The 21,443-nt window shown below is 69.5% G+C and carries 17 protein-coding genes and 1 CRISPR repeat array; of the genes, 9 read left to right on the top strand and 8 right to left on the bottom strand.

Translation table 11 applies throughout. The features are described 5' to 3' along the window. Positions 1–55: 55 nt before the first annotated feature. Positions 56–637: a biotin transporter BioY gene (locus tag ACVNF4_RS02020; protein ID WP_461800873.1), complete on the bottom strand. Its 582-nt coding sequence runs from the start codon at positions 635–637 to the stop codon at positions 56–58. A 261-nt stretch (positions 638–898) separates the two neighbouring features. Here ACVNF4_RS02020 and ACVNF4_RS02015 point away from each other — a divergent pair, with 261 nt between their 5' ends. The 3 genes from ACVNF4_RS02015 (at position 899) to ACVNF4_RS02005 (ending at position 3,446) form a co-directional block, all read left to right on the top strand. After that, positions 899–2,266 carry an amino acid permease gene (locus tag ACVNF4_RS02015; protein WP_461800872.1) on the top strand — a complete coding sequence of 456 codons (1,368 nt, stop codon included), beginning with the start codon at positions 899–901 and terminating at the stop codon, positions 2,264–2,266. Between the two features lie 83 nt (positions 2,267–2,349). Further along, a complete protein-coding gene (locus ACVNF4_RS02010; RefSeq protein ID WP_461800871.1) occupies positions 2,350–2,997 on the top strand; it encodes a superoxide dismutase in 648 nt (215 codons plus the stop codon). 188 nt (positions 2,998–3,185) lie between these two features. Then, the gene (locus tag ACVNF4_RS02005) at positions 3,186–3,446 is read left to right on the top strand and encodes a hypothetical protein (RefSeq protein WP_461800870.1); all 261 of its coding nucleotides are present in this window, start codon (positions 3,186–3,188) and stop codon (positions 3,444–3,446) included. Between the two features lie 193 nt (positions 3,447–3,639). Here ACVNF4_RS02005 and ACVNF4_RS02000 read toward each other — a convergent pair whose 3' ends face one another. Next, the gene (locus ACVNF4_RS02000; protein WP_461800869.1) at positions 3,640–4,290 is read right to left on the bottom strand and encodes a mycothiol-dependent nitroreductase Rv2466c family protein; all 651 of its coding nucleotides are present in this window, start codon (positions 4,288–4,290) and stop codon (positions 3,640–3,642) included. 308 nt (positions 4,291–4,598) lie between these two features. Between ACVNF4_RS02000 and pepN the strand changes: the two genes are divergently transcribed. Both pepN and ACVNF4_RS01990 read left to right on the top strand, forming a co-directional pair. Continuing rightward, positions 4,599–7,157 (top strand): aminopeptidase N, encoded by a 2,559-nt coding sequence (gene pepN / locus ACVNF4_RS01995; protein ID WP_461800868.1) that lies wholly within the window; start codon positions 4,599–4,601, stop codon positions 7,155–7,157. Between the two features lie 283 nt (positions 7,158–7,440). Then, a complete protein-coding gene (locus ACVNF4_RS01990; RefSeq protein WP_461800867.1) occupies positions 7,441–8,499 on the top strand; it encodes a hypothetical protein in 1,059 nt (352 codons plus the stop codon). Between the two features lie 352 nt (positions 8,500–8,851). On the opposite strand, the gene ACVNF4_RS01985 is transcribed toward ACVNF4_RS01990, so the two are convergent. The 5 genes from ACVNF4_RS01985 to ACVNF4_RS01965 all read right to left on the bottom strand — a co-directional run bounded on the left by ACVNF4_RS01985 (position 8,852) and on the right by ACVNF4_RS01965 (position 14,915). Next, on the bottom strand, positions 8,852–9,505 hold the full coding sequence (locus ACVNF4_RS01985) for a GNAT family N-acetyltransferase (protein ID WP_461800866.1): 654 nt from the start codon (positions 9,503–9,505) through the stop codon (positions 8,852–8,854). A 150-nt stretch (positions 9,506–9,655) separates the two neighbouring features. Then, positions 9,656–10,057 (bottom strand): hypothetical protein, encoded by a 402-nt coding sequence (locus ACVNF4_RS01980; RefSeq protein ID WP_461800865.1) that lies wholly within the window; start codon positions 10,055–10,057, stop codon positions 9,656–9,658. Between the two features lie 645 nt (positions 10,058–10,702). Further along, positions 10,703–11,219: direct repeats of the CRISPR family, unit length 29 nt; unit sequence GTGGTCCCCGCGCACGCGGGGGTGTTCCC. Between the two features lie 691 nt (positions 11,220–11,910). Further along, positions 11,911–13,071 (bottom strand): glycosyltransferase, encoded by a 1,161-nt coding sequence (locus ACVNF4_RS01975; RefSeq protein ID WP_461800864.1) that lies wholly within the window; start codon positions 13,069–13,071, stop codon positions 11,911–11,913. 111 nt (positions 13,072–13,182) lie between these two features. Beyond that, positions 13,183–14,364, bottom strand: a complete 1,182-nt coding sequence (locus ACVNF4_RS01970) for a serine hydrolase domain-containing protein (RefSeq protein WP_461800863.1) — start codon at positions 14,362–14,364, stop codon at positions 13,183–13,185. Between the two features lie 98 nt (positions 14,365–14,462). After that, positions 14,463–14,915 (bottom strand): NUDIX hydrolase, encoded by a 453-nt coding sequence (locus ACVNF4_RS01965; RefSeq protein WP_461800862.1) that lies wholly within the window; start codon positions 14,913–14,915, stop codon positions 14,463–14,465. 186 nt (positions 14,916–15,101) lie between these two features. Between ACVNF4_RS01965 and ACVNF4_RS01960 the strand changes: the two genes are divergently transcribed. The 4 genes from ACVNF4_RS01960 to ACVNF4_RS01945 all read left to right on the top strand — a co-directional run bounded on the left by ACVNF4_RS01960 (position 15,102) and on the right by ACVNF4_RS01945 (position 20,988). Continuing rightward, positions 15,102–18,374: a S8 family serine peptidase gene (locus tag ACVNF4_RS01960; RefSeq protein WP_461800861.1), complete on the top strand. Its 3,273-nt coding sequence runs from the start codon at positions 15,102–15,104 to the stop codon at positions 18,372–18,374. Between the two features lie 465 nt (positions 18,375–18,839). After that, positions 18,840–19,820: a LuxR C-terminal-related transcriptional regulator gene (locus tag ACVNF4_RS01955; RefSeq protein WP_461800860.1), complete on the top strand. Its 981-nt coding sequence runs from the start codon at positions 18,840–18,842 to the stop codon at positions 19,818–19,820. A gap of 445 nt (positions 19,821–20,265) precedes the next feature. Further along, on the top strand, positions 20,266–20,583 hold the full coding sequence (locus ACVNF4_RS01950) for a hypothetical protein (RefSeq protein WP_461800859.1): 318 nt from the start codon (positions 20,266–20,268) through the stop codon (positions 20,581–20,583). A gap of 180 nt (positions 20,584–20,763) precedes the next feature. Continuing rightward, on the top strand, positions 20,764–20,988 hold the full coding sequence (locus ACVNF4_RS01945) for a hypothetical protein (RefSeq protein WP_461800858.1): 225 nt from the start codon (positions 20,764–20,766) through the stop codon (positions 20,986–20,988). A 58-nt stretch (positions 20,989–21,046) separates the two neighbouring features. Here ACVNF4_RS01945 and ACVNF4_RS01940 read toward each other — a convergent pair whose 3' ends face one another. Continuing rightward, the gene (locus tag ACVNF4_RS01940; protein WP_461800857.1) at positions 21,047–21,271 is read right to left on the bottom strand and encodes a hypothetical protein; all 225 of its coding nucleotides are present in this window, start codon (positions 21,269–21,271) and stop codon (positions 21,047–21,049) included. Positions 21,272–21,443: the final 172 nt, after the last annotated feature.

Raw genomic sequence — 21,443 nt, 5'->3', positions numbered from 1 at the left:
GGAAAAGCCGCGTTGCCTGAGGCCAGGCAACGCGGCTCTCCGACTCGCTTACGCACTACCGCCGTTCGAGCAGCTTCCAGACCCCGGGGACCAGGCCCATCGCCAGCGCCGCCTTCAGCGCGTCGCCGAGGAGGTACGGGGTGAGGCCGGCCGCGATCGCCTGGGAGGCGGACATGCCGGCCGCGTACGCGAGGTAGGGGACGCCGACGGCGTAGATCAGGGCCTCGCCCAGGAGGACGGCGCCGGCCATCCGCCAGACGTTGCGGTCCGCGCCCCGGCGGGCCAGCGCGCCCACGACGGTGGACGCCAGCAGCAGGCCGAGGATGTAGCCGAAGGACACCATGCCCGCGCCGGACGTCCCCTGCGCGAACCACGGCACGCCGATGACCCCGGCGAGGGCGTACAGGGCGAGGGAGAGGAAGCCTCGGCCCGCGCCCAGGGACGTGCCGACGAGGAGCGCCGCGAAGGTCTGGCCGGTGACGGGGACGGGCGAGCCCGGGACCGGGACGGCGATCTGGGCGGCGACGCCGGTGAGGGCCGCGCCGCCGACGACGAGCGCGATGTCGCGGACACGGCCGGCCGGGAGGAGGTCGGCGAGGACCCGTCCGGGGGCGGACGAGGCGGCGAGGGTGCTCATGGGGACTCCGCGGGGGTCGGGGGTTCATCCAGGACGGACGCTCATCCGGGACGGATAAGGGGGACCTAAGGACGCTATCCCAGACCCCTGGCCGAGCGAACCGTCACTCGTCGACAAACGGCAGGTCAGCGGCTTGGTGGGCTCCGGACAAAGGGCGGCCCCACACGGTCGGCGCACGTGACTCTGCTCACGGACCGAACCGGACGCCCGTCGGTACGCTGATCGCCTTTGCCCACCTCCAGCATTGGACGAGCCGCGCCCATGCCCACCACACCCCCACGCACCGAGACCCCCGCCGAGTCGCCCGGTCTCACGCACGCCCTCAAGCAGCGCCACCTGTCGATGATCGCCCTCGGCGGTGTCATCGGCGCCGGGCTGTTCGTCGGCTCCGGTTCCGGGATCGCCGCCGCCGGTCCCTCCATCGTCCTCGCCTACGCACTCTCCGGTCTGCTGGTCATGCTCGTCATGCGGATGCTGGGCGAGATGTCGGCGGCGCACCCGTCGTCCGGCTCGTTCTCCGCGCACGCCGAGCGCGCGATCGGGCCGTGGGCCGGGTTCACCGTCGGCTGGGCGTTCTGGGTCCTGCTCTGCACGGTCGTCGGGCTCGAAGGCATCGGTGCCGCGAAGATCGTGACGGGGTGGCTGCCCGGGACGCCGGAGTGGGCGTGGGTCGCGCTCTTCATGGTCGTCTTCTGCGTCATGAACCTGACGGCCGTGAAGAACTTCGGCGAGTTCGAGTTCTGGTTCGCGGCGCTGAAGGTCGGGGCGATCTCCCTGTTCCTGGTGCTCGGTGTGCTCGCGATAGCGGGCGTCCTGCCCGGCACGGACGCGCCCGGCTCCGCCAACCTCGGTGACCTCCTGCCGAACGGCGGCCAGGGGTTCGTCGTCGGCCTCCTCGCGACGGTCTTCGCGTACGGCGGTCTGGAGACCGTCACGATCGCGGCGGCCGAGTCCGAGGATCCGGTGCGGGGTGTGGCGAGCGCGGTGCGGACGGCGATGTGGCGGATCGCGCTGTTCTACGTCGGCTCGATGGCCGTGATCGTGACGCTCGTGCCGTGGGACTCGAAGGCGGTCGTCGAGAAGGGTCCGTACGTCGCCGCCCTCGACCACCTCGGCATCCCCGGCGCCGGTCAGCTGATGAACGTGATCGTGCTGGTCGCGCTGCTGTCCGCGATGAACGCGAACATCTACGGCGCCTCGCGCATGGCGTACTCGCTGGTCGACCGGGGGCAGGCGCCGCGCGCGCTGGGCACCGTGTCGAGCGGGGTGCCCCGGGTCGCCGTCCTCGTCTCGTCGGTCGTCGGGTTCGGGTGCGTGCTGCTGAGCTACTGGCGTCCTGACGACGTCTTCATGTGGCTGCTGAACATGATCGGCGCGGTCATCCTCGTCGTCTGGATCTTCATCGCGGTCTCGCAGTTGCTGCTGCGGCGGCGGACGGAGCCCGCGCGGCTGGTCGTGCGGATGTGGGGGTTCCCGTGGCTGACGTGGGTCGCGCTGGCGGGGATGGTCGCGGTGTTCGTGCTGATGGCGCGGGAGGGGGACACGCGGACGCAGTTGGTGTGGACGGGGGCGATGACGGTGGTGCTGGCGGGGGTCGGGTACGGGTGGCAGCGGGCCCGTAAGGACTGACGGGGCTTTTTATTGCTAGGGTCTACCTGCAAGCTAGTTGCAATAAGAAGTGGTGCGCAGGAAAGGTTCTGAGAGGACCCCTCATGCCCGTCTACACGCTGCCCGAACTCCCTTACGACTACTCCGCGCTCGCCCCCGTGATCAGCCCGGAGATCATCGAGCTGCACCACGACAAGCACCACGCGGCGTACGTGAAGGGTGCGAACGACACGCTGGAGCAGCTCGCGGAGGCGCGGGACAAGGAGGTGTGGGGGTCGATCAACGGGCTGGAGAAGAACCTCGCGTTCCACCTCTCCGGGCACATCCTGCACAGCATCTACTGGCAGAACATGACCGGCCCGAAGGACGGTGGCGGGGAGCCGCTGGCCGCCGACGGGGTGGGTGAGCTGGCGGACGCCATCACCGAGTCGTTCGGGTCGTTCGCCGGGTTCAAGGCGCAGCTCACCAAGGCCGCCGCCACCACGCAGGGTTCCGGCTGGGGTGTCCTCGCGTACGAGCCGCTCAGTGGGCGCCTCGTCGTCGAGCAGGTCTACGACCACCAGGGGAACGTGGGGCAGGGGTCGGTGCCGGTTCTCGTCTTCGACGCGTGGGAGCACGCCTTCTATCTCCAGTACAAGAACCAGAAGGTCGACTTCATCGACGCGATGTGGGCGGTCGTCAACTGGCAGGACGTGGCCCGGCGGTACGAGGCCGCGAAGGCGCGGGCGGATGTGCTGTTGCTCGGCGGTTGATTCTGTCGCTCGTCCTGCCTCGTGATCGTCTTCTCAACTTTCGCGTGCGGCAGGCGGATTGAGGAAAGCCCCCGTGAGGACGTGACTCACGGGGGCTTTCTGTGTGCGGGAACCACCTGGCCGGTTGTGGGCCTCCCGCGCGGGCGGCGGGCACCTTATGCTCCTCCTCCCGGTGCGAGGAGGTATGCGTGGCCGACGTCCGATGCCCCAATCCGACGTGCAAGGCGGGGCCGTTGCGGCGGTTCCGGGATCTGGTGGGTGCCGAGATCGCCGCTGCGGCGAAGGTGATGAGCCGGCTCGCGAGTGAGCGGGGCGAGCGGTTCCGGCCGTCGGCCTACCACCGGTGCACCGGCGCGGGGTGCCGGCGCATCCAGCGGAAGGACAACTGGCAGGTGGGCGGGAATCTGCCGGAGGAGTTCGGGAGTCCGCCGCCGGCGGGCGGGAGCTGAGCCGGCGGGCGGAGTCCGGGCAGGCTCCCGGTGAGCCGGGGCCGGGCCTGCCGACTCCCCGCGAGCGGGAGGGCCGAACAGACTCCCGGCGGTCGGGAGCCGAGCCTGCGGCGCCCGGCGGGCGGGAGCTGAACCCTCAGGCCCCGGCGGGCGGGGGCTGAGGCGGTCGGCTCCTGGGCTTCCGGGCTGTGGACTACTCGAAGACCGGGCCCTGCGTACGGGTGCGCTTGATCTCGTAGAAGCCGGGGACCGAGGCGACGGCGATCGTGCCGTCCCAGAGGCGCAGGGCGGCCTCGCCCTTGGGGGCGGGGGTGACGACCGGGCCGAAGAAGGCGACTTCCTTACCCTCGGGGCCGGGGACGGCGATGATCGGCGTGCCCACGTCCTGGCCGACCTTGTCGATGCCCTCCTTGTGGGAGGCGCGCAGCTCGGCGTCGAACTCGAAGTCCTCCTGGTCGGCGTAGTCGATGAGGTCGGCGGGGAGGCCGACCTCTGCCAGGGCGGCGGCGATGGCCTCGACCGTGGGGCCCTCGCCGTTGTTGTGGAAGCGGGTGCCGAGGGCGGTGTAGAGCGGGCCGACGACCTCGTCACCGTGCTTCTGCCAGGCGGCGGCCACGACGCGGATCGGCTTCCACGCCTTCGTCGCCAGCAGCTCGCGGTACTCCTCCGGGAGCTGGTCGAGCTTGTCCTCGTTGAGCACGGCGAGGCTGAAGGGGTGCCAGCGGATGTCGAGGTCGCGCTGCTTCTGGACTTCGAGGACCCAGCGGGAGGTCATCCAGGCCCAGGGGCACAGCGGGTCGAACCAGAAGTCGACGGGGGTCTTCTCGGCGGCCGTCTCGGACATGTCTCTCCTCGTGAGCGGAACACGTGAAAGTTCGGGTGCGCAGCACGTGAAAAGTGCGGCTGTTGCCGTGCCAACGCCCCGCCGGGCCCCACCATTCCCGGTTCCGCGAGGTTCAGGGCCGGGTTCAGGGGTGTCCCGGGGCCGCCTCGGGGTTCGCTCACCCGTTCGGCCGCAGGGGTGGATCAGGGGTCTTCCCCGATGTGTCGGGTCAGGGGCGCATGGCAGGATCGGTGCCGTCCAGGCGTACCGCGATGGCCAGGGGGTTAACGGGGAGCGCCGAGTTCGATCACGATGAGGGAGTGCCGCCCGTGCCCGGTGAGAATCTGTCCCGCGACGAGGCCAGGGAGAGGGCCGCGCTGCTGTCGGTCGACGCGTACGAGATCGCGCTGGACCTGCGCTCGGCGGTGGGTGACCCGGTCGGCGACCGTACGTTCCGGTCGGTGACGACGATCAGGTTCCGGTGCAGCGAGCCGGGCGCGTCCAGCTTCGCGGACCTGATCGCCCCGAGCGTCACCGCGGTCTCGCTGAACGGCCGCGACCTGGACCCGGGCGAGGTGTTCGACGGCGCGCGGATCGCCCTGGAGGACCTGGCCGCGGAGAACGAGCTGGTGGTGGACGCGCAGTGCGCGTACTCCCGTACGGGTGAGGGCCTGCACCGGTTCGTCGACCCGGAGGACGGCGAGGTCTACCTCTACACGCAGTACGAACCGGCCGACTCCCGCCGCGTCTTCGCGTGCTTCGAGCAGCCCGACCTGAAGGCCCCGTTCCGCTTCGAGGTCCGCGCGCCCGAGGGGTGGACGGTGTGGAGCAACGGCGTGGGGACGCGGACGGACGGGGTGTGGCGGTTCGCGGAGACGAAGCCGATCTCGACGTACATCACGTGCGTGGTGGCCGGCCCGTACCACTACGTGACGGACTCCTACCGCCGTGAGTTCGAGGACGGCACGGCGCTGGAGATCCCCCTCGGCGCGATGTGCCGCAAGGGCCTGGCCCCGCACTTCGACGCGGACGACGTCTTCCTCGTCACCAAGCAGGGCCTGGACTTCTTCCACGACCACTTCGACTACCCGTACCCCTTCGGGAAGTACGACCAGGCGTTCGTCCCCGAGTACAACCTCGGCGCGATGGAGAACCCGGGCCTCGTGACGTTCCGGGAGGAGTACATCTTCCGGGGCAAGGTGACGCGCGCGTCGTACGAGGCGCGGGCGAACGTGATCCTGCACGAGATGGCGCACATGTGGTTCGGTGACCTCGTCACCATGGAGTGGTGGGACGACCTGTGGCTGAAGGAGTCCTTCGCGGACTTCATGGGCTCGTTCTCCCTCGTCGGCGCGACCCGCTTCACCGACGGGTGGATCACGTTCGCCAACCGCCGCAAGTCCTGGGCCTACCGCGCGGACCAGCTCCCCTCCACGCACCCGGTGACCGCCGACATCCGCGACCTCCAGGACGCGAAGCTCAACTTCGACGGGATCACGTACGCGAAGGGCGCTTCGGTGCTGAAGCAGCTCGTCGCGTACGTCGGCCAGGACGCGTTCCTGGAGGGCGCCCGCCGCTACTTCAAGCGGCACGCGTACGGGAACACGCGCCTCGGGGATCTGCTGTCGGTGCTGGAGGAGACCAGTGGGCGGGACATGGCCGCCTGGTCCCGGTCCTGGCTCCAGACGGCGGGGCTGAACTCGCTGACCCCCGAGGTGCGGCTCGACGGGGGCCGGGTCGTCGAGCTGGCGGTCGTCCAGGAGGGTTCACCGGCGCGTCCGCACCGGGTGGCGGTGGGGCTGTACCGGCGGACGGACGCGGGGGTCGTGCGGTACGCGCGGGCCGAGGTGGACGTCACGGGTGAGCGGACGGTCGTCGCGGAGCTGGCGGGTGCCGAGGCGCCGGATCTGGTGCTGGTCAACGACGACGACCTGACGTACTGCAAGATCCGGTTCGACGAGCGGTCCCTCGCGACGCTGACCGGGTCGCTGGGTGACATCACCGATCCCCTCGCGCGTGCCCTGTGCTGGTCGGCGCTGTGGAACCTGACGCGGGACGCGCTGCTGCCGGCGGCGGAGTTCGTGGAGCTGGTGACGCGGTTCGCGCGCCGGGAGTCCGACATCGGGGTGCTCCAGATGGTGCTCACGTGGACGGACTCGGCGCTGGTCAACTACATGCCGGCGGGCGAGCGGGCGGCCGGGGAGGAGCTGGTGGCGCGGGTGGCGCTGCGGGATCTGCGTGCCGCCGAGCCCGGGAGCGAGCCGCAGCTCGCGTGGGCGCGGTTCTTCGCGTCGGTGGCGTCCTCGCCGGACGACCTGGCGTTCCTGCGGGGGCTGCTGGACGGGGCGCAGAAGGTCGCCGGGCTTGAGATCGACCAGGAGCTGAGGTGGGTCCTGCTGGACGCGCTCGCCTCGCACGGCGCCGTCGGGGAGGCCGAGCTGGCGGCGGAGCTGGTGCGTGACGACACGGCGTCCGGCAAGCGGCACCACGTCCGCTGCCTCGCCGCCCGCCCCTCCGCCGCCGTCAAGGCGCAGGCGTGGGCCCAGGTCGTCGAGGGGGACTCGCTGTCCAACGCGCTCGTGGGGGCGTCCATCGCCGGGTTCGCGCGGTCGTCGCAGCGGGAGTTGACGGCGCCGTACGTGGCCAAGTACTTCGGCGCGATCGAGGGGGTGTGGGCGCGGCGGTCGATCCAGATCGGGGTGGATGTGGTGTCGGGGCTGTTCCCGGCGTATCCCGTGGCGGGGAGTGAGCTCGCGGTGCTGGAGGCTGCCGACGCGTGGCTGGCGGGGCATGAGGGGGCGGCTCCGGCGTTGCGGAGGCTGGTGCTGGAGGGGCGGGACGATCTGGCTCGGGGGTTGCGGGCGCAGGGGGTGATTTCGGGGGGTTAGCTTTTCGGGGTTTCAAAGGGAGGGAGCCCAGGGTTTCAAAGGGAGGGCGCCCGGGGTTTCAGGGGAGGGAGCTTTGGCCCTTTGGCCAAGGATTCGGCGTTCGGTGAGCGTTACGAAATCCGGTCAATCGGACCCGTAACCCCTGGCTCCCTCCCTTGGGACCAGGGGTTTTCGGCGCCTATCGGCAACCGAACACCCGTCCTTTAGTGCAGCGTTGTCCGCATTTGTCGACGGGCGTGTAACACCGGTTAAAGGGCCGAGTGAGCGCGGGAATCCCGATCGCATGAACTCGGACACCCCCCACACCCAGTGCCTCCTCTCCTCCCTCCCCGCCGCCCGGGGCCGCATCCTGACGGCGGCTCAGCTGCGCGCCTGCGGTGTCTCCCAGGCGGAGACGAACGAACGGTGCCGGCCGAACGGGCCCTGGCAGCAACTGCTGCCCGGGGTGTACGCGTTGCACTCCGCGCAGGTGACGGGCGAGGAGCGGGTGCGGGGGGCGTTGCTGTACGCGGCGCGGGGTGCGGGCGGGCGGGGTTCGATCGGCCGCGGTTCGATCGGCCGCGGTTCGTCGGTGCCGTCGCAGGGGGCGTCGTCCGAAGCGGAGGCGATGATCACCGGGCTCGCGGCGCTGTGGCTGCACGGCTTCGGCTCGGCGCCCTCGCTGGACGAGCAGGAGTACGTCGACGTCCTCGTCCCCCGCCTGCGGCGCCTGCGCTCCACCGGTTACGTCCGCATCGTCCGCGCGGCGGCGCCACCGGCTCCCGTCCCCCTCATGGGCGTTCCCGTGGCCCCCGTCGCCCGCGCCCTCGCCGACGCGGTCGCGGAGATCGACGACTCCGGCGTCGTCCGCGGTCTCATGACGGAGGCCGTTCGTGACGGGCACTGTGAACCGGCCGCCGCTGTGCGGGAGTTGAGCCGGGCGAAGCTGCTGAACCGGCCGCATGTGATGGAGGCGGTCGACACGCTGCTCGCCGAGGGCCGGGCCCTCGCGGAGAGCCGCCTCTACCGCCTCGTCCGCGACCACGCCCTCCCCGACCCCCTCTGGAACGTCGACCTCCGCCTTCCCGGCGGGCCGCATCTCGGGGGGCTCGACGCGTACTGGCCCGACCACGCCGTCGCCCTCGAACTCGACGTCCGCGCGCCCCGCCAGGAGGACGACGTCCTGTGGGCCGAGTACGCCCGCAAACGGGAGACCCTGGAGCGCCTCGGCATCACGGTCGTCCACATCACCCCGCGCAAGTTGCGTGAGTCGATGGAACAGCAGGCCATGGTGATCCGCACCGCCCTGCTGGCCTCCGCCGACCGGCCACCGTCCGCCTATGTCGTGGTACTGCCCCGGTAGTCGCAGGAGGGGAACCGGGGCTGTATCCGGGGGGAGCGGAGGGGTCACCCGGTGGTGCGGGGTGGCCCCTCCGCTCGGCAGGAGGTGCGCGTTCAGATCCAGCGAACCAGACCCTTGATGATTCGGAGTGTTTTGGCTCGCCGGGATACCGCCGCAAGCCATTCGCGATCACTGTTCATACTGGACCGCGTCACGCCGGCTTCCCGTCTGCTGTTGTGAGCGGGCGTCAGATGGCCTGTGGCTATACGCCATCCCACTCGCCATACAGAAATTCCAAGTTCTTGGGCTGCTTCATACTGAGAAATCCATTCATCGTCCGGGCATGTGACGGGTGGATTGCTCCATCCATTCATCACCCGCGGGTATGAACGTTCGGGCATGCGAACCTCGCATTGCATATCAATGGGATTGGTTCCTGCGCACTGGGGGTGGTGATGATGTCGGCAAATTCATGGGAGGTGCGGATTCGGCCGGTGCCGGGCGACTGCGAGGCCGGTGAGTCACCCAGGTCCCGGAGGCCGACAACACCGGCGGCGTCCCCGTCGAGCAGACCGACTACGACTACCCGGACTGCGTGGCCCGGGGAAAGGAAGAGGACGAGTTCACCAAGGCCGAGCACCTCACCTACGGTGACCGCAGGAATGTCGGCCGGGTCCAGGTCCGCACCGTTCGCCTGCCAAATCCCTTGACTGCGAGGAGGGTTTAGTGTGTTGACGTGCCTGTCATGCGTATTTGGGGGTGCAGGGGGAAGCCGGGCAGGCGGTAGCGTCTCGTTGCTGCCGGGTGGACGCTGGAGAAGAAGATGCCGGGGTGGTCGGCAGCGTGGGTGAGGGCTTGCCATGAGGCGGCGGTTTTCGGTGCCTTTGCGCTGGTGAGCGGGGTGTACTCCGTAGGTGGCGAGGGACCAGAGGTTCGTGCGGTTCCGGGAGATCGCGAAGCCTACGATTTCGTTGCCCTTCTCAGCTGTCCAGCAGACCTCGGGGTCTGTTGTGAGGAAGTGGCGCATTCGGTCGATCCATCGTCTCGATGCGTCTGCCGAGCGGGGTTCGGGAGCGGGTCGGTGACTCGGTGAGTGGTTCGGTCCGCCTTCAGGAAGGTGATCGCCGAGGTTAGTTCTGTGGGGCCAGGTCCTCTTTTCTCATCAGCCTGGCGTGTGTCATTTCTCCGACCCCAGTATCTTCTTCACGTTTTCTGCGTCTCCATCGCTGAGGAGGATGGTTATCTCGCCGTGGGTGGGGGGTGTGTAGGTCAGGGTTGTCAGGCCGGTTCGCCAGCTTGGTTCTTGGCTGATGTGGGGGCTGCGGGGAAGGGGTACGGGTGGTTTCCACCTGGGAGTGAATTCGGGTTCCTTGTCGTTTGTCACGCCGAGCTTGCCGTATACGCTTCCCCTGCGACCCAACCCCTCCTTCCACGTGATTCGACAGGGGAAAGCTGCTGTTCCGGTTTCCGCTAATTCCGCGTCGCGGCGGGCTGCTCTTCGCCGGGTTGCTGCGCGTACGGTTGCGCCTGCGAGGGTGGCGACCATAGCAAGTACGGCTAGCTCCAGGAGGGTTGACATGCGTTGCGGATCCTTCCGTCTGGGCTGGGGTGAGTTCGTGTTCCTTCTCTATTTCCTTGGGCGGTTTCTGGACATGACGCCACCCAAGAACATGCCTACCGTTACGGGGACTACTGTTTTGAGCACCCCAGGGAGGGGCTGGGACACGAAGAATACGCCTGCGATGATGAATAGGCACAGGAGGATCTTCAATCGGAATGAGAGGTTTCGCTTCAAGGTAGGCGCCCTTCCTCTTTTCGACCTAGGCAGCGAGAGGAGTGCCAAAGTTGGGCTGATCATTTCACGCGAGAGGTATCGTTTCTAACCCTTTCAGGGAGGGAGGGAATGCGACGGGGTGCGGGGGTGAGGAACAGTGCGCTTTCGGGTACCGACCGAAGCCCTACGGCCGAGACTCCCTCGCAGGTCGTCTCCCTCTTTGGAGTGTTGCGCTTCCCGGGGGCGCGTCAGCGGGGTCCACCTTGGGTACGCGCCGGCTTCGGGTGCGGCCTGGAGGTGGGGAGAGCTGGGGGTGTTTGGCCAACGTGGGCGGGTAAGTTCGGTGACGGGGATAGGATTTGGGCCTGCTGACAGGGGGGCGAAATGTCCGCTTCTTTGGAAGTAATGGGAAACTGCCGCTTGCTCGCATAAAGACCCAGGTCACGGACGGTGGTCCCCGCGCACGCGGGGGTGTTCCCTTCCCGGAGGCGTCGTAGGCGCTGAAGCCGATGTGGTCCCCGCGCACGCGGGGGTGTTCCTTCCCTGCCGTTGTCCTCAGCCGCTTGCTGGGAGTGGTCCCCGCGCACGCGGGGGTGTTCCCCCAGGGGCGCGGCAGATGATCACGTTCATGCGGTGGTCCCCGCGCACGCGGGGGTGTTCCCAAGCCGATGGCGGCGTTGCCCGCCTTGCGCACGTGGTCCCCGCGCACGCGGGGGTGTTCCCGGGCGAGAGCGCCTGACCAGTACCGACGGGCGGTGGTCCCCGCGCACGCGGGGGTGTTCCCTGAGCGGTCCGATTCAACTCATCGAGCGTGCCGTGGTCCCCGCGCACGCGGGGGTGTTCCCCGGTGTCGCTCGATGGCGGGCTGGACGTGGTGGTGGTCCCCGCGCACGCGGGGGTGTTCCCTACATCGGCGAGCAGTGGGCGAAGGTGTCCGAGTGGTCCCCGCGCACGCGGGGGTAGCTCATGTTCTAGTCCGAGGTGGGGGGGTGGGTACGGGACAAGTTCGGGGTGTTGATCCCGGCAGCGTCGTCAGTCTCAACGAGGGCTCCAGCGGCCAGGGTTGGCTGACGGGGTGCCGGGTGGGGATGCCTGGGGTGCCCGGTTTGTTGGTTTTGGAGGTGGGGCGCGGTCTGTGAAGGCGTGCTGCGCAGATTTGGTGTGGGGGCTCCTGCGGGCTGAGGGGTACGCGTTCGCCGAGAGCGCGGTGGACGAGCGCATGGCTGAACCCAGCCGCACAGGGGGGGAGTTGCGCATGCGGCGGCAGGGTGTGTGCTTGTTCGGGGAATCCGGTGGAGCTCCACCTCGTCCTCGGTGAGGCCGTGTTGGGGTGTGTCGTCGGGAGTGCGGAGGTGGCCGCCTGGGACCATGCGCCGTCCGGGTGTTGTCGTTCCGTCGCGGCTGCCGGTCGACGAATGGCTTCGCGTCCCGCGTGCGGACCGGCGCCACCCAGGGTTCCGTCTTCACCTCGGACAGGCCTCGTGGGTCGACCGGTTCGACATCATGGTGGCGTCGGCGCTACCGCCGACCGTTTCACAGCGCCTGAACTCACCCCCGAGCACACCTGGTTCAAGTCGTCCTGCGGCGATTCCGGAGGCGACGGAGGCGTTGAAGTCGCCGTCCCGTATCCCGGCACCCCATCGGTCCCTCCCCCTACCTCACGCCCCCGCGCGAGACCGCCGCGTAGTGCGACCGCTCACCCGGTCCAGCAACGCCGCGTAGGACGCGATCATCCGTGTCCGGCTGAACCGTTCGCGGCCGGCGGCGAGGGTGGGGCCGAGGTCGGCTCTCGTGGCGGCTGCTTCGGACCAGGCGGAGGCGATGGTGGTGGGGTCGAAGGGGGTGACGATGCCGTGGCCGGCGACGATGGAGGCGCTGTCGCCGACGTCGGTGGTGACGGGGACGGCGCCGCACATCATGCCTTCGATGAGGCAGAGGGGAGCGGCCTCGCCCCAGGCGGAGGTGAGGGCGACGACGTCGGAGGCGGCGTAGAGCATCTCCATGTCACGGCGGACGCCGAGCAGGTGGAGGCGGGAGGTGTCCTGGACGCCTGCCGAGGCGATGTCCGACAGCAGGGACGCGTTCTCGGTGCTCATACCGGCCCCGCACATCAGGATGTGCCCCTCGGGCTCACGGGCGAGCCACTCCGCCGCCGCGCGCAGGAACAGGGGGACGTTCTTCATGCCGTCGTAGCGGGCCGCGAAGACGACCACCGGGGCCGTGTCGGAAACCCCCAGTTCCTCGCGGACGGCCAGCCGGCGGGCCGCGTCGGGGCGGAAGCGGATGAGGTCGACGCCGTTGGGGATGACGGTCAGCAGCTCGCCCGGCACGCCCGCCGCCTCGTACGCCGCCCGCGTGGACTCCGCGCAGCACACCGCCGCCGCGACCTTGCCGTCGGCGATGCCGGTGAGCAGCTCGTCGAGGGACTGGTTCTCGGGGTCGGAGCGGTGGAGGCCGACGACGACCGGGCGGCGCGGAAGGCCGGCCTGGTTCAGCAGCGCGAGGGGCTGCTCCTTCAGCGACAGGATGACGTCCGCCTCGGCCATCGCGCGTGCCGTATCGGCCAGCTCGTCGCCGGTGAAGGCGGCCGGAACACCCCCCTCGAAAGCCCTCCCGAGGGCCGTCACCGGGATGCCGGCCGCCGTCAGCCGGCGGTAGCACGTGTCGTTCTCCATGCGCTGACGCGTCGCCTCGCGGTGGACCTCCGCGTGCATGCTGAGCACGCGATGGTGCTGGCCCCCTTCGCTCAGGCCCAGCACCACGTCGCTGTGGACGATCCGGGCGCCCCCGGAGAAGAAGCCCTCGTAGACAGACAGCACACGGAGCATTCGCGCTCACCCGCCTTGCACATGTATCAAGCCATCCCCGTGTTGGTGCGGGTTAGCCGATATCAGGCGGCACGGATATTTCCGGTGGATGAACTGGGTGTTTTATTTCGCCGCATCCTGGATGACGGAGAGGTCGGTTTCACCCGAACGGCTTGCGCCCGGGGCGGGGTTTCCACAGAATTCCGCTTCTATGACCGGCGTGACGTCGCCCGTCCAGTCGGCGTTCAGGTTCGCGGCGAGGGAGTGCTTGCCGTCGGCGGTGGTGAAGGCGATGGAGCTGGAGCCGTGGATGCCGCCGCTGTGGCCCCAGATCCGGACGCCGCAGGAGAGGGTGCCGACGCCCAGACCGAGGCCGTAGTCGGAGTCGAAGGCGGTGGTCTGCATCTCCTTGAGCTGGGCGGGCGGGAGGAGCTTCCCTCGCAGGAGGGCGCTGTAGAAGCGGGTCAGGTCGGCGGAGGTGGAGATCACACCGCCCGCCGCGCCCGCGATGGACGGGTTCAGTTCGGTGGCGTCGTACGTCGGGCCGTCGTTCGTCTCGGCGAGTTTGCTGTACGCGCGGCTGGACGGCCTGGGGAGGGTGGCCCGGCTGCCGGGGACCGACGTGTCCTTGAGGTGGAGGGGGTTGAGTACGCGGGTGCGAATCTCCTCTCCGTACGGACGGCCGGTCGCCTTTTCGATGACCATTCCGGCCAGGATGTAATTCGTGTTGGAGTACTTCCACTTGGTGCCCGGCGCGAAGTCCGGGGCGTGGGACATCGCGATGGTCACCGCGTCCGACGCGGTGAACGGCCTGAAGCGGTTCCTGAAGAAGCCGTCCTTGAGGAAGTAGTCCTTCCCGAACTGCTCGTCCGCCGTGTAGTTCGCTATCCCGCTGGTGTGGTTGAGGAGTTGGCGCAGGGTGATCCGGCTGCCGTCGTGGCCGTTCCCGTGCACCACCCCGGGCAGCCACTTCTCCACCGTGTCGTCCAGCGACAGCTTCCCCTCCGCCTCCAGTTGCAGAAGCACAGTCGCCACGAACGTCTTGGTGATCGAGCCGACCCGGTAGTGGTCCCCGGCCGAACGCGGCTTGCCGGTACGGAGGTTGCCGACGCCGGCCGTCGTCGACCAGGTCCCGCCGTTCTCCCGGGCGGTGAGCGTGACGCCGGGGACGCCCTCTGCGACGACGCCCTCGACGGCCTTGCGGGTCGCTCCGTGGTCCGGCGGGGCGGCCAGCGCCGGGGCCGCGAGGGCGACCGTCGCGGTGAGGGCCGTCGCCGCCAGGACCGTCGTACGGAGTCTCTTCATGTGGTTCCCCCTGCTCGTGATCATGTGGTCAGGGGGAGGGACGCGGTCGGGTCCGGGCGAGTTGTCGTCTTCGTTCGGGTTGAGCGTGTTTCAGCCAATCAATCGAAGTGGCCCGTCGCCGGCCGTTCCCGCCACAGCCGCACGCACTCCTCGATCATGCCCACCGCCTGCATGCCGGACAGGTCCGCGAGGTCGTGCCAGCCCGCCAGGTCCGTCGAGCCGTTCTCCTCGGGGCGCAGTTCGCCGCCGACGACCTTCGCCTCGTAGATGATCGCGGTGGCGTGGTGGTCGGAGGGCGGGCGGCGCAGGCCGCGGCGGGGACGGGGTATGCGGCGCGAGGTGACGCCCAGCAGCGCCGTGACCTCCACCTCGTACCCGGTCTCCTCGCGGAGTTCGCGGATCACCGCGTCGTACGGGTGCTCGCCGTGCTCCACTCCCCCGCCCGGCATGATCCAGACGCCGGAGCCGTCGGGTGCGCGGAAGCGGGAGAGGAGGATGCGGTCGTCCTGGACGATCACGGCGTAGGCGGCCGTTCTTCTGGTCTTCCTCACGGGTGGTTCACAACTCCTTCGCTACAGCAGGTGATTTGTCCCAAATTACCGACCAACCCCCTAAAGTCCATCGCGGGTTTTCCCCATACATCAACCACCTCCCGGTCATCCCTCCCCAAACAATCACCTCTTGAGTAAAGCTGGGCGATCATTCGGCATCACGTTCGACCCGACCTAGGGATGTCCATGACCCACACCCCCCAGAGACGTACGGCCACGGCCCGAATAGCCCTGGCGGCCGGACTGGTTGCCGCGCTGTCGGCCGCCGGTCCCGCGCCGCTGGCGTTCGCCGCCGACCAGCACTCCACCGCCGTCCCCAAGGCAGCCGCCGACAAGCTCGGCGCGGACGACGCGGCGGCGCTCGTGGACGCCAAGGCCGAGGGGGACAAGACCGTCACCATGATGGTCGCCACCACCCCGGGCGAGACCTCCCAGGTCGCGAAGCAACTCGACGGCCTGGCCGGCGGGTTCGTGGGCCGGACCGACGACGCCCTCGGGTACGTCCGCGCGACGGTCCCCACCGGCAAGGCCGACGCCGCGATCGCCGCCGCATCGAAGCTGACGTCCGTGCAGGCGATCGACCTCCGCCAGGAGATCGCGCTGGACGACCCCACCCCGGGCGCCTCCAAGGACAAGTCCGGCCCCAAGAAGCCGGCTTATCCCGCCCCCGGCAAGAAGACCCCGGCGAAGAACCCGTACAACCCCTCCTTCGAGACGGGTGCGGTCGACTTCGTCAAGAAGAACCCGACCTTCGACGGCCGAGGCATCACCATCGGTGTCCTCGACTCCGGCGTCGACCTCGGCCACCCCGCGCTCCAGAAGACGACGACCGGTCAGCGGAAGATCGTCGACTGGGTCACCGCGACCGACCCGGTGGTCGACCGCGACGGCACCTGGCTGCGGATGAACTCCCCTGTCTCGGGGCCCACGTTCACCGCCGCGGGCCGCACCTGGAAGGCCCCCGCCGGGAAGTTCCAGTTCCAGACCTTCGCCGAGTCCGTCACCACCGGCGGTGACATGAAGGGGGACTTGAACCGCGACGGCGACACGACCGATGTGTGGGGCGTGCTGTACGACGCCGCCGCCGGCACGGTCCGCGTCGACCTCGACAACGACGGTGACTTCACCGACGAGAAGGCCCTGAAGCCATACAAGAACGGTTTCCAGATCGGGTACTTCGGCACCGACAACCCGAAGACGCAGATCTCCGAGCGCATCCCGTTCGTCGTCGAGATCCGCAAGGACGTCGTCTTCGACGGCGCCGGCACCAAGTCCGACTACGTCAACATCGGCGTGGTCGAGAGCGAGCACGGCACGCACGTCGCCGGGATCACCGCCGCCAACTCCCTGTTCGGCGGCAAGATGAACGGCGCCGCGCCGGGCGCGAAGATCGTGTCGTCCCGCGCCTGCACCTGGAGCGGCGGCTGCACCAACGTCGCGCTCACCGAGGGCATGATCGACCTCGTCACCAAGCGCGGCGTCGACATCGTCAACATGTCCATCGGCGGCCTGCCCCCGCTGAACGACGGCAACAACGCCCGCGCGCAGCTCTACACGCGGCTCATCGACCAGTACGGCGTGCAGTTGGTGATCGCGGCCGGCAACGAGGGTCCCGGCCTCAACACGATCGGTGACCCCGGCCTCGCCGACAAGGTCATCAACGTCGGCGCGTCCATTTCCAAGGAGACCTGGGCGTCGAACTACGGGTCCCAAGTGACCAAGAACTACGCCATGTTGCCGTTCTCCTCGACCGGTCCGCGTGAGGACGGCGGGTTCGCGCCGACGCTCGTCGCGCCGGGCGCGGCGATCAACACGATCCAGACGTGGTCGCCCGGCTCGCCGGTCGCCGAGTCCGGGTACAGCCTGCCCGCCGGATACGCGATGCTCCAGGGCACGTCGATGGCGTCGCCCCAAGCGGCCGGTGCCAGCGCCCTGTTGCTGTCCGCCGCCAAGCAACGGCACATCAAGCTCTCGCCGTTGAACCTGCGCACGGCCCTCACCTCCACCGCGCGTGAGCTCAAGGACGTCCCCGCGCACGTCCAGGGCTCCGGTCTGATCCAGATCGTGCAGGCGTGGGACGCCATCAAGAAGGGCGCCACCGCGCACGACTACACCGTCAAGGCGCCGGTGCGCACGGCCCTTTCGGGCGAGCTGAAGGTGCCCGGGTTCGGTACCGGGATCTACGACCGCGAGGGTGGCCTCAAGGCCGGCCAGAAGCGGACGTACGACGTCGTCGTGACCCGAACCAACGGGTCCGCCAAGGCTGTTGAGCACACCGTCTCCCTCGCCACGAACGACGGGACGTTCAAGCTGCTGAGCCCGGCGCGGGTCAAGCTGCCGCTGAACAAGCCGGTCACGCTCAAGGTGCAGGCGCAGGCCAAGTCGGCCGGGGTGCACAGCGCGATCGTCGAGCTGGACGACAAGAAGACCGTCGGCGTGGACAAGCAGATCCTCTCCACCGTCATCGTGTCGCAGCCGCTCGCGGCTCCGTCGTACTCGTTCGCCAAGTCGACGTCGGTGCAGCGCAACAGCAGCCACTCGTACTTCGTGACCGTGCCGCAGGGTGCCAAGACCCTTGAGGTCGCGCTCGGCGGGCTGAAGGGCAAGAGCCAGACCCGGTTCATCTCGCTGCACCCGCAGGGTGTGCAGGTCGAGGACTCGGCGACCGTGTACTGCTACAGCAACTACAACAACCCCTCCTCGCCGAACAACTGCCGCCCGGACCTTCGGACTTACCCGAACCCGATGCCGGGTGTGTGGGAGATCGAGGTCGAGTCGCGGCGGACGTCCCCGTACCTGGACAACCCGTACAAGCTCGACGTGTCGGTCCTCGGCACCGAGTTCTCGCCGGCCGTCCGTACGCTGCCCGAGGCGAAGATCGGTACGCCGGCCGTCGCCGACTGGAAGGTGACGAACGGGTTCGCGCCGCTGAAGGCGAAGCTGGCGGGCGGGTCGCTGGGGTCGGTGAAGATGGCCACGCCGACGATCGCGCACGGCACGTCCCAGTCGTCGACTGTCGTGATTCCGGCCGGTGTTGAGCGCTTCGACGTGTCCATCGGGTCCGTCTCCGACAAAGCCGCCGACCTCGACCTGACGGTCTTCCGGGACGGTGTGCAGGTCGCCCAGTCCGCCGACGGCGACTCCGAGGAATCGGTGAGCATCGCCTCGCCGGCCGCCGGGACGTACACGGTCGTGGTGGACGGGTACAGCGTGCCCGCCGGGACGACGACGTTCCAGTACAAGGACGTCTACTTCGCGCCCGCGCTGGGTTCGGTGTCCGTGGACACGGGGGCGACCGTCTCCATCGCGAGCGGCGCGTCCGCCACCATCTCGGGGAACGTCCTCGTGAAGTCCGCTGGGCCCGAGGGCCGCGAGTTCTTCGGGGAGGTCCGGCTGGTGAACGCCCGCGGGACCGCCGCCGGCGTCGGGACCGTCGTCGTCGCGAAGGTCGTCGACTAGCGACCAGTGGGGAGGGTGGCGGGGCTGTGAGTCGGCTGCGGGTCTGCCGTGGCTGGTCGTGCAGTTCCCCGCGCCCCTGAAAGTGTCGTAGGTCCCCGCATCAAGAAGGCGGGCGCTCCCCCAGAGCGCCCGCCTTCTTCCTTCCCCCGTGTCCCCGCCCTCTTCCTCCCCCATGTCCCCCCGTTCTTTCCGGCCGACGCCCACCCCCGTGCGGCGCCGGCCGGAGTCTGTCCGCCGGGCGGTGCCCTCCCCCGAGGGAGCACCGCCCGGCGATCACTGACATTAGGCGGGGTCGGAGACCGAATGAGCATTCCGGCCGTGGCACCACGTGGCCATGGCCGGGAGTTGCCAGAGGTCACGCCGGGGACTCGAACGCAGATACGGGGGAATGGCTGATCGGATACCGTCAACGGCAGTTCCACGCCACCGACAGATCTCGGCCGCGATCCGGCCGCAGGGGGAGCCATGCTGGAGACCATCGGCATCGACGAGTCGACCCACGACGTCTACCGGTCGCTGCTGCTGCACCCCTCCTGGACCCTGGAGGACATCGCCCGCGAGACGGGTCTCACCGAGGCGGATGTGCGCGGCGCGCTCGACCGGCTGACGCAACTCTCCCTCCTGCACGAGGCCTCGGGCCACCAGTTCGTTCCCATGAGTCCGGAAATCGTCCTCACACCGCTGCTGGAACGCAGAGAGGCGGAACTGGCCGAACAACGCGCGCGGCTGTCCCGGGAGAGGGCCGCGCTCGCCTCGCTGACCTCGGCGTACGCGAACATGGCGGCGCACCGGGTGGACAGCGGGGTGGAGCGCCTCGAAGGGGTCGACGCGGTGCGGGTGCGGCTGATGGAACTGGCTCATCAGGCACGTATCGACGTCCGGACGTTCGCGCCCGGCGGGGCCCTGAGCGCGGGCGCGCTGGAGGCCGGGCGGCCTCTCGACGAGCAGCACCTCTCGCGCGGGGTGCGGATGCGGACGGTCTACCTCGACAGCGTCCGCAACGACCAGCCGACCGTCGAGTACGCGAACTGGCTGGCCTCGCGCGGGGGTGAGACGCGGACGGTGCCGGCGCTGCCGATGCGGATGATCATCTCCGACCACACCACCGCCGTCGTCCCCATCGACATCGACAACAGCCGCAAGGGGGCGCTGCTCATCCGCTACCCCGGGATGGTGCGTGCGCTGGAGGAACTGTTCGACATGGTCTGGGAGAACGCGGTGCCGCTCGGCTCGGCGCCCGCGGAGATCGTCGAGGAGGCGCCGACGGACCGGGAGGCGGCTCTGCTGAAGATGCTCGCGGCGGGGCTGACGGACGAGGGGATCGCCCGCAAGATGGGGGTGTCGCTGCGGACGGTGCGGCGTAACACGGCTGACCTTCAGCGGCGGCTGGGGGTGCAGAGCAGGTTTCAGGCGGGGGCGGAGGCGGTGCGGAGGGGGTGGTTGTGAGGGGGGTGGGGGTGAGGGGAGGGGTGTGAGGGGAGGGCTGTGAGCGGGGTGGCTGTGGCTGTGGGCGGGGTGGTGGGCGGGGTGGTGCAGTGGCTGAGCCACTCGGCCACTCGGCCACGGGGGTTGGCTGAGCCACTCGGCCTCTCGGCCACTCGGCCACATGGATTGGCTGAGCCACCGAGCCACCGAGCCACGTCGATTGGCTGAGCCATCGAGCCACTCGACCACTCGGCCACTCGGCCACTCGGCCACTCGGCCAGCCAGCCACTCGGCCAAGCGGTGCGGTGGCTGAGCCACTCAGCCTCTCGGCCGCTCAGCCTCTCGACCACTCAGCCACCGAACCCCTTCCGGCTCCCTAGCCCCTCCCTGGCCGCTCCCTGCCATGACCGGGGGCTGACAGCCGGACCTAGCCGATACCTGGACGGTCGGTGCCTAAGGTCGCAGCGTGTACGCAGTCAAGGTCGTCCTCCTCCCGTCCGCGCCTGTCGCGATGCCCAGCGACCGGCGGCTGGACGCCGTCGCCGCACGCACGAGGGCGGACCCCAGACCGGGCATCGCGCACGTCTCGCTGGCGTGCTGGGGCCGCCGGCTCGTCGGGATGACGTTCGTGGAGGCGGGCAGTCTGGACGAGGCGCTGGAGCGGGCCCGGGACGGCTGGGCGGACTGGCTGAGTATGCCGGGGCTGCTGCCGGACTGGGAGCTGGGGGACTGTCGTCCGGACCGTTACCTGTACGGGGAACCGAGAGGCGGCCGGGTCGCGTGATGGGACGTGATCAGGCACGACCCGACTGGCCTGTGCCTGCCATGACCTCCTGAGGCCAGCGAACGAGCATGACAGCGGCATGGCCGTCCGGCGATGATCGTGTCAGGCACACGCTCGCCGCCCGGAGGCGCCGGCGCCCCGCCGCCCACCCACCGGATCGATGAATTGCAGAGGCAGAGAATGACACGAACCACCGGCCGAGCCGTCCGTATCGCCCTGGCCGCCCTGGCCGTCACCGCGACCTTCGCGCTCCCGCTGGCCCTCACCGGCGGGCACGGCACGTCCGTGCAGAGCCAGAGCGTCGGCCCGGTCGACGAGTTCGGCGACCCGATCTTCACGGGCAAGCCGATTCCCGGCGACCCCAAGGGCAGCTGGGTCTGGGACGACAAGGACGCCAAGGGCTGAGCAGCACCCACGCGAGAGGGCGGGCACCCGGGGAAGGGTGCCCGCCCTCTCGCGTGCGTCACTCCTCGCAGCCGAACGGCGGGAACTCCGCCAACGCCCTGACGAGCGCCGGGCGTTCGGCGGCGATGCCGGTGCTGCCGACGACCAGGTGGTCCGGCGCGGTGCTGCCCGCGCGGAGGGTGACGAGGACGGGGGCGCCCTGCGCGACGTCGACCCGGTGGGCCAAGGTGAGGGTGACGTCCGCCGGCCCCGGCACCGGCTTGTAGGCGCGCGTCACCCGCACGGTGACGGCCGTCTCCCCGCTCGCCAGCGGGCGGACGACGCCGACGACGCCCTCGACGACCGTCGTGACGCAGGCCAGGTAGGCGGAGCGTCTCGTGCAGGACCGTGACGGTGATCATCATGGTGATGATGAGCTGGCCGTCCCAGGTGGTCCACTGGACGCCGAGGTAGTG

The sequence above is a fragment of the Streptomyces sp. S6 genome (assembly GCF_054880855.1).
This window is presented reverse-complemented; position numbering and strand designations above follow the sequence as displayed.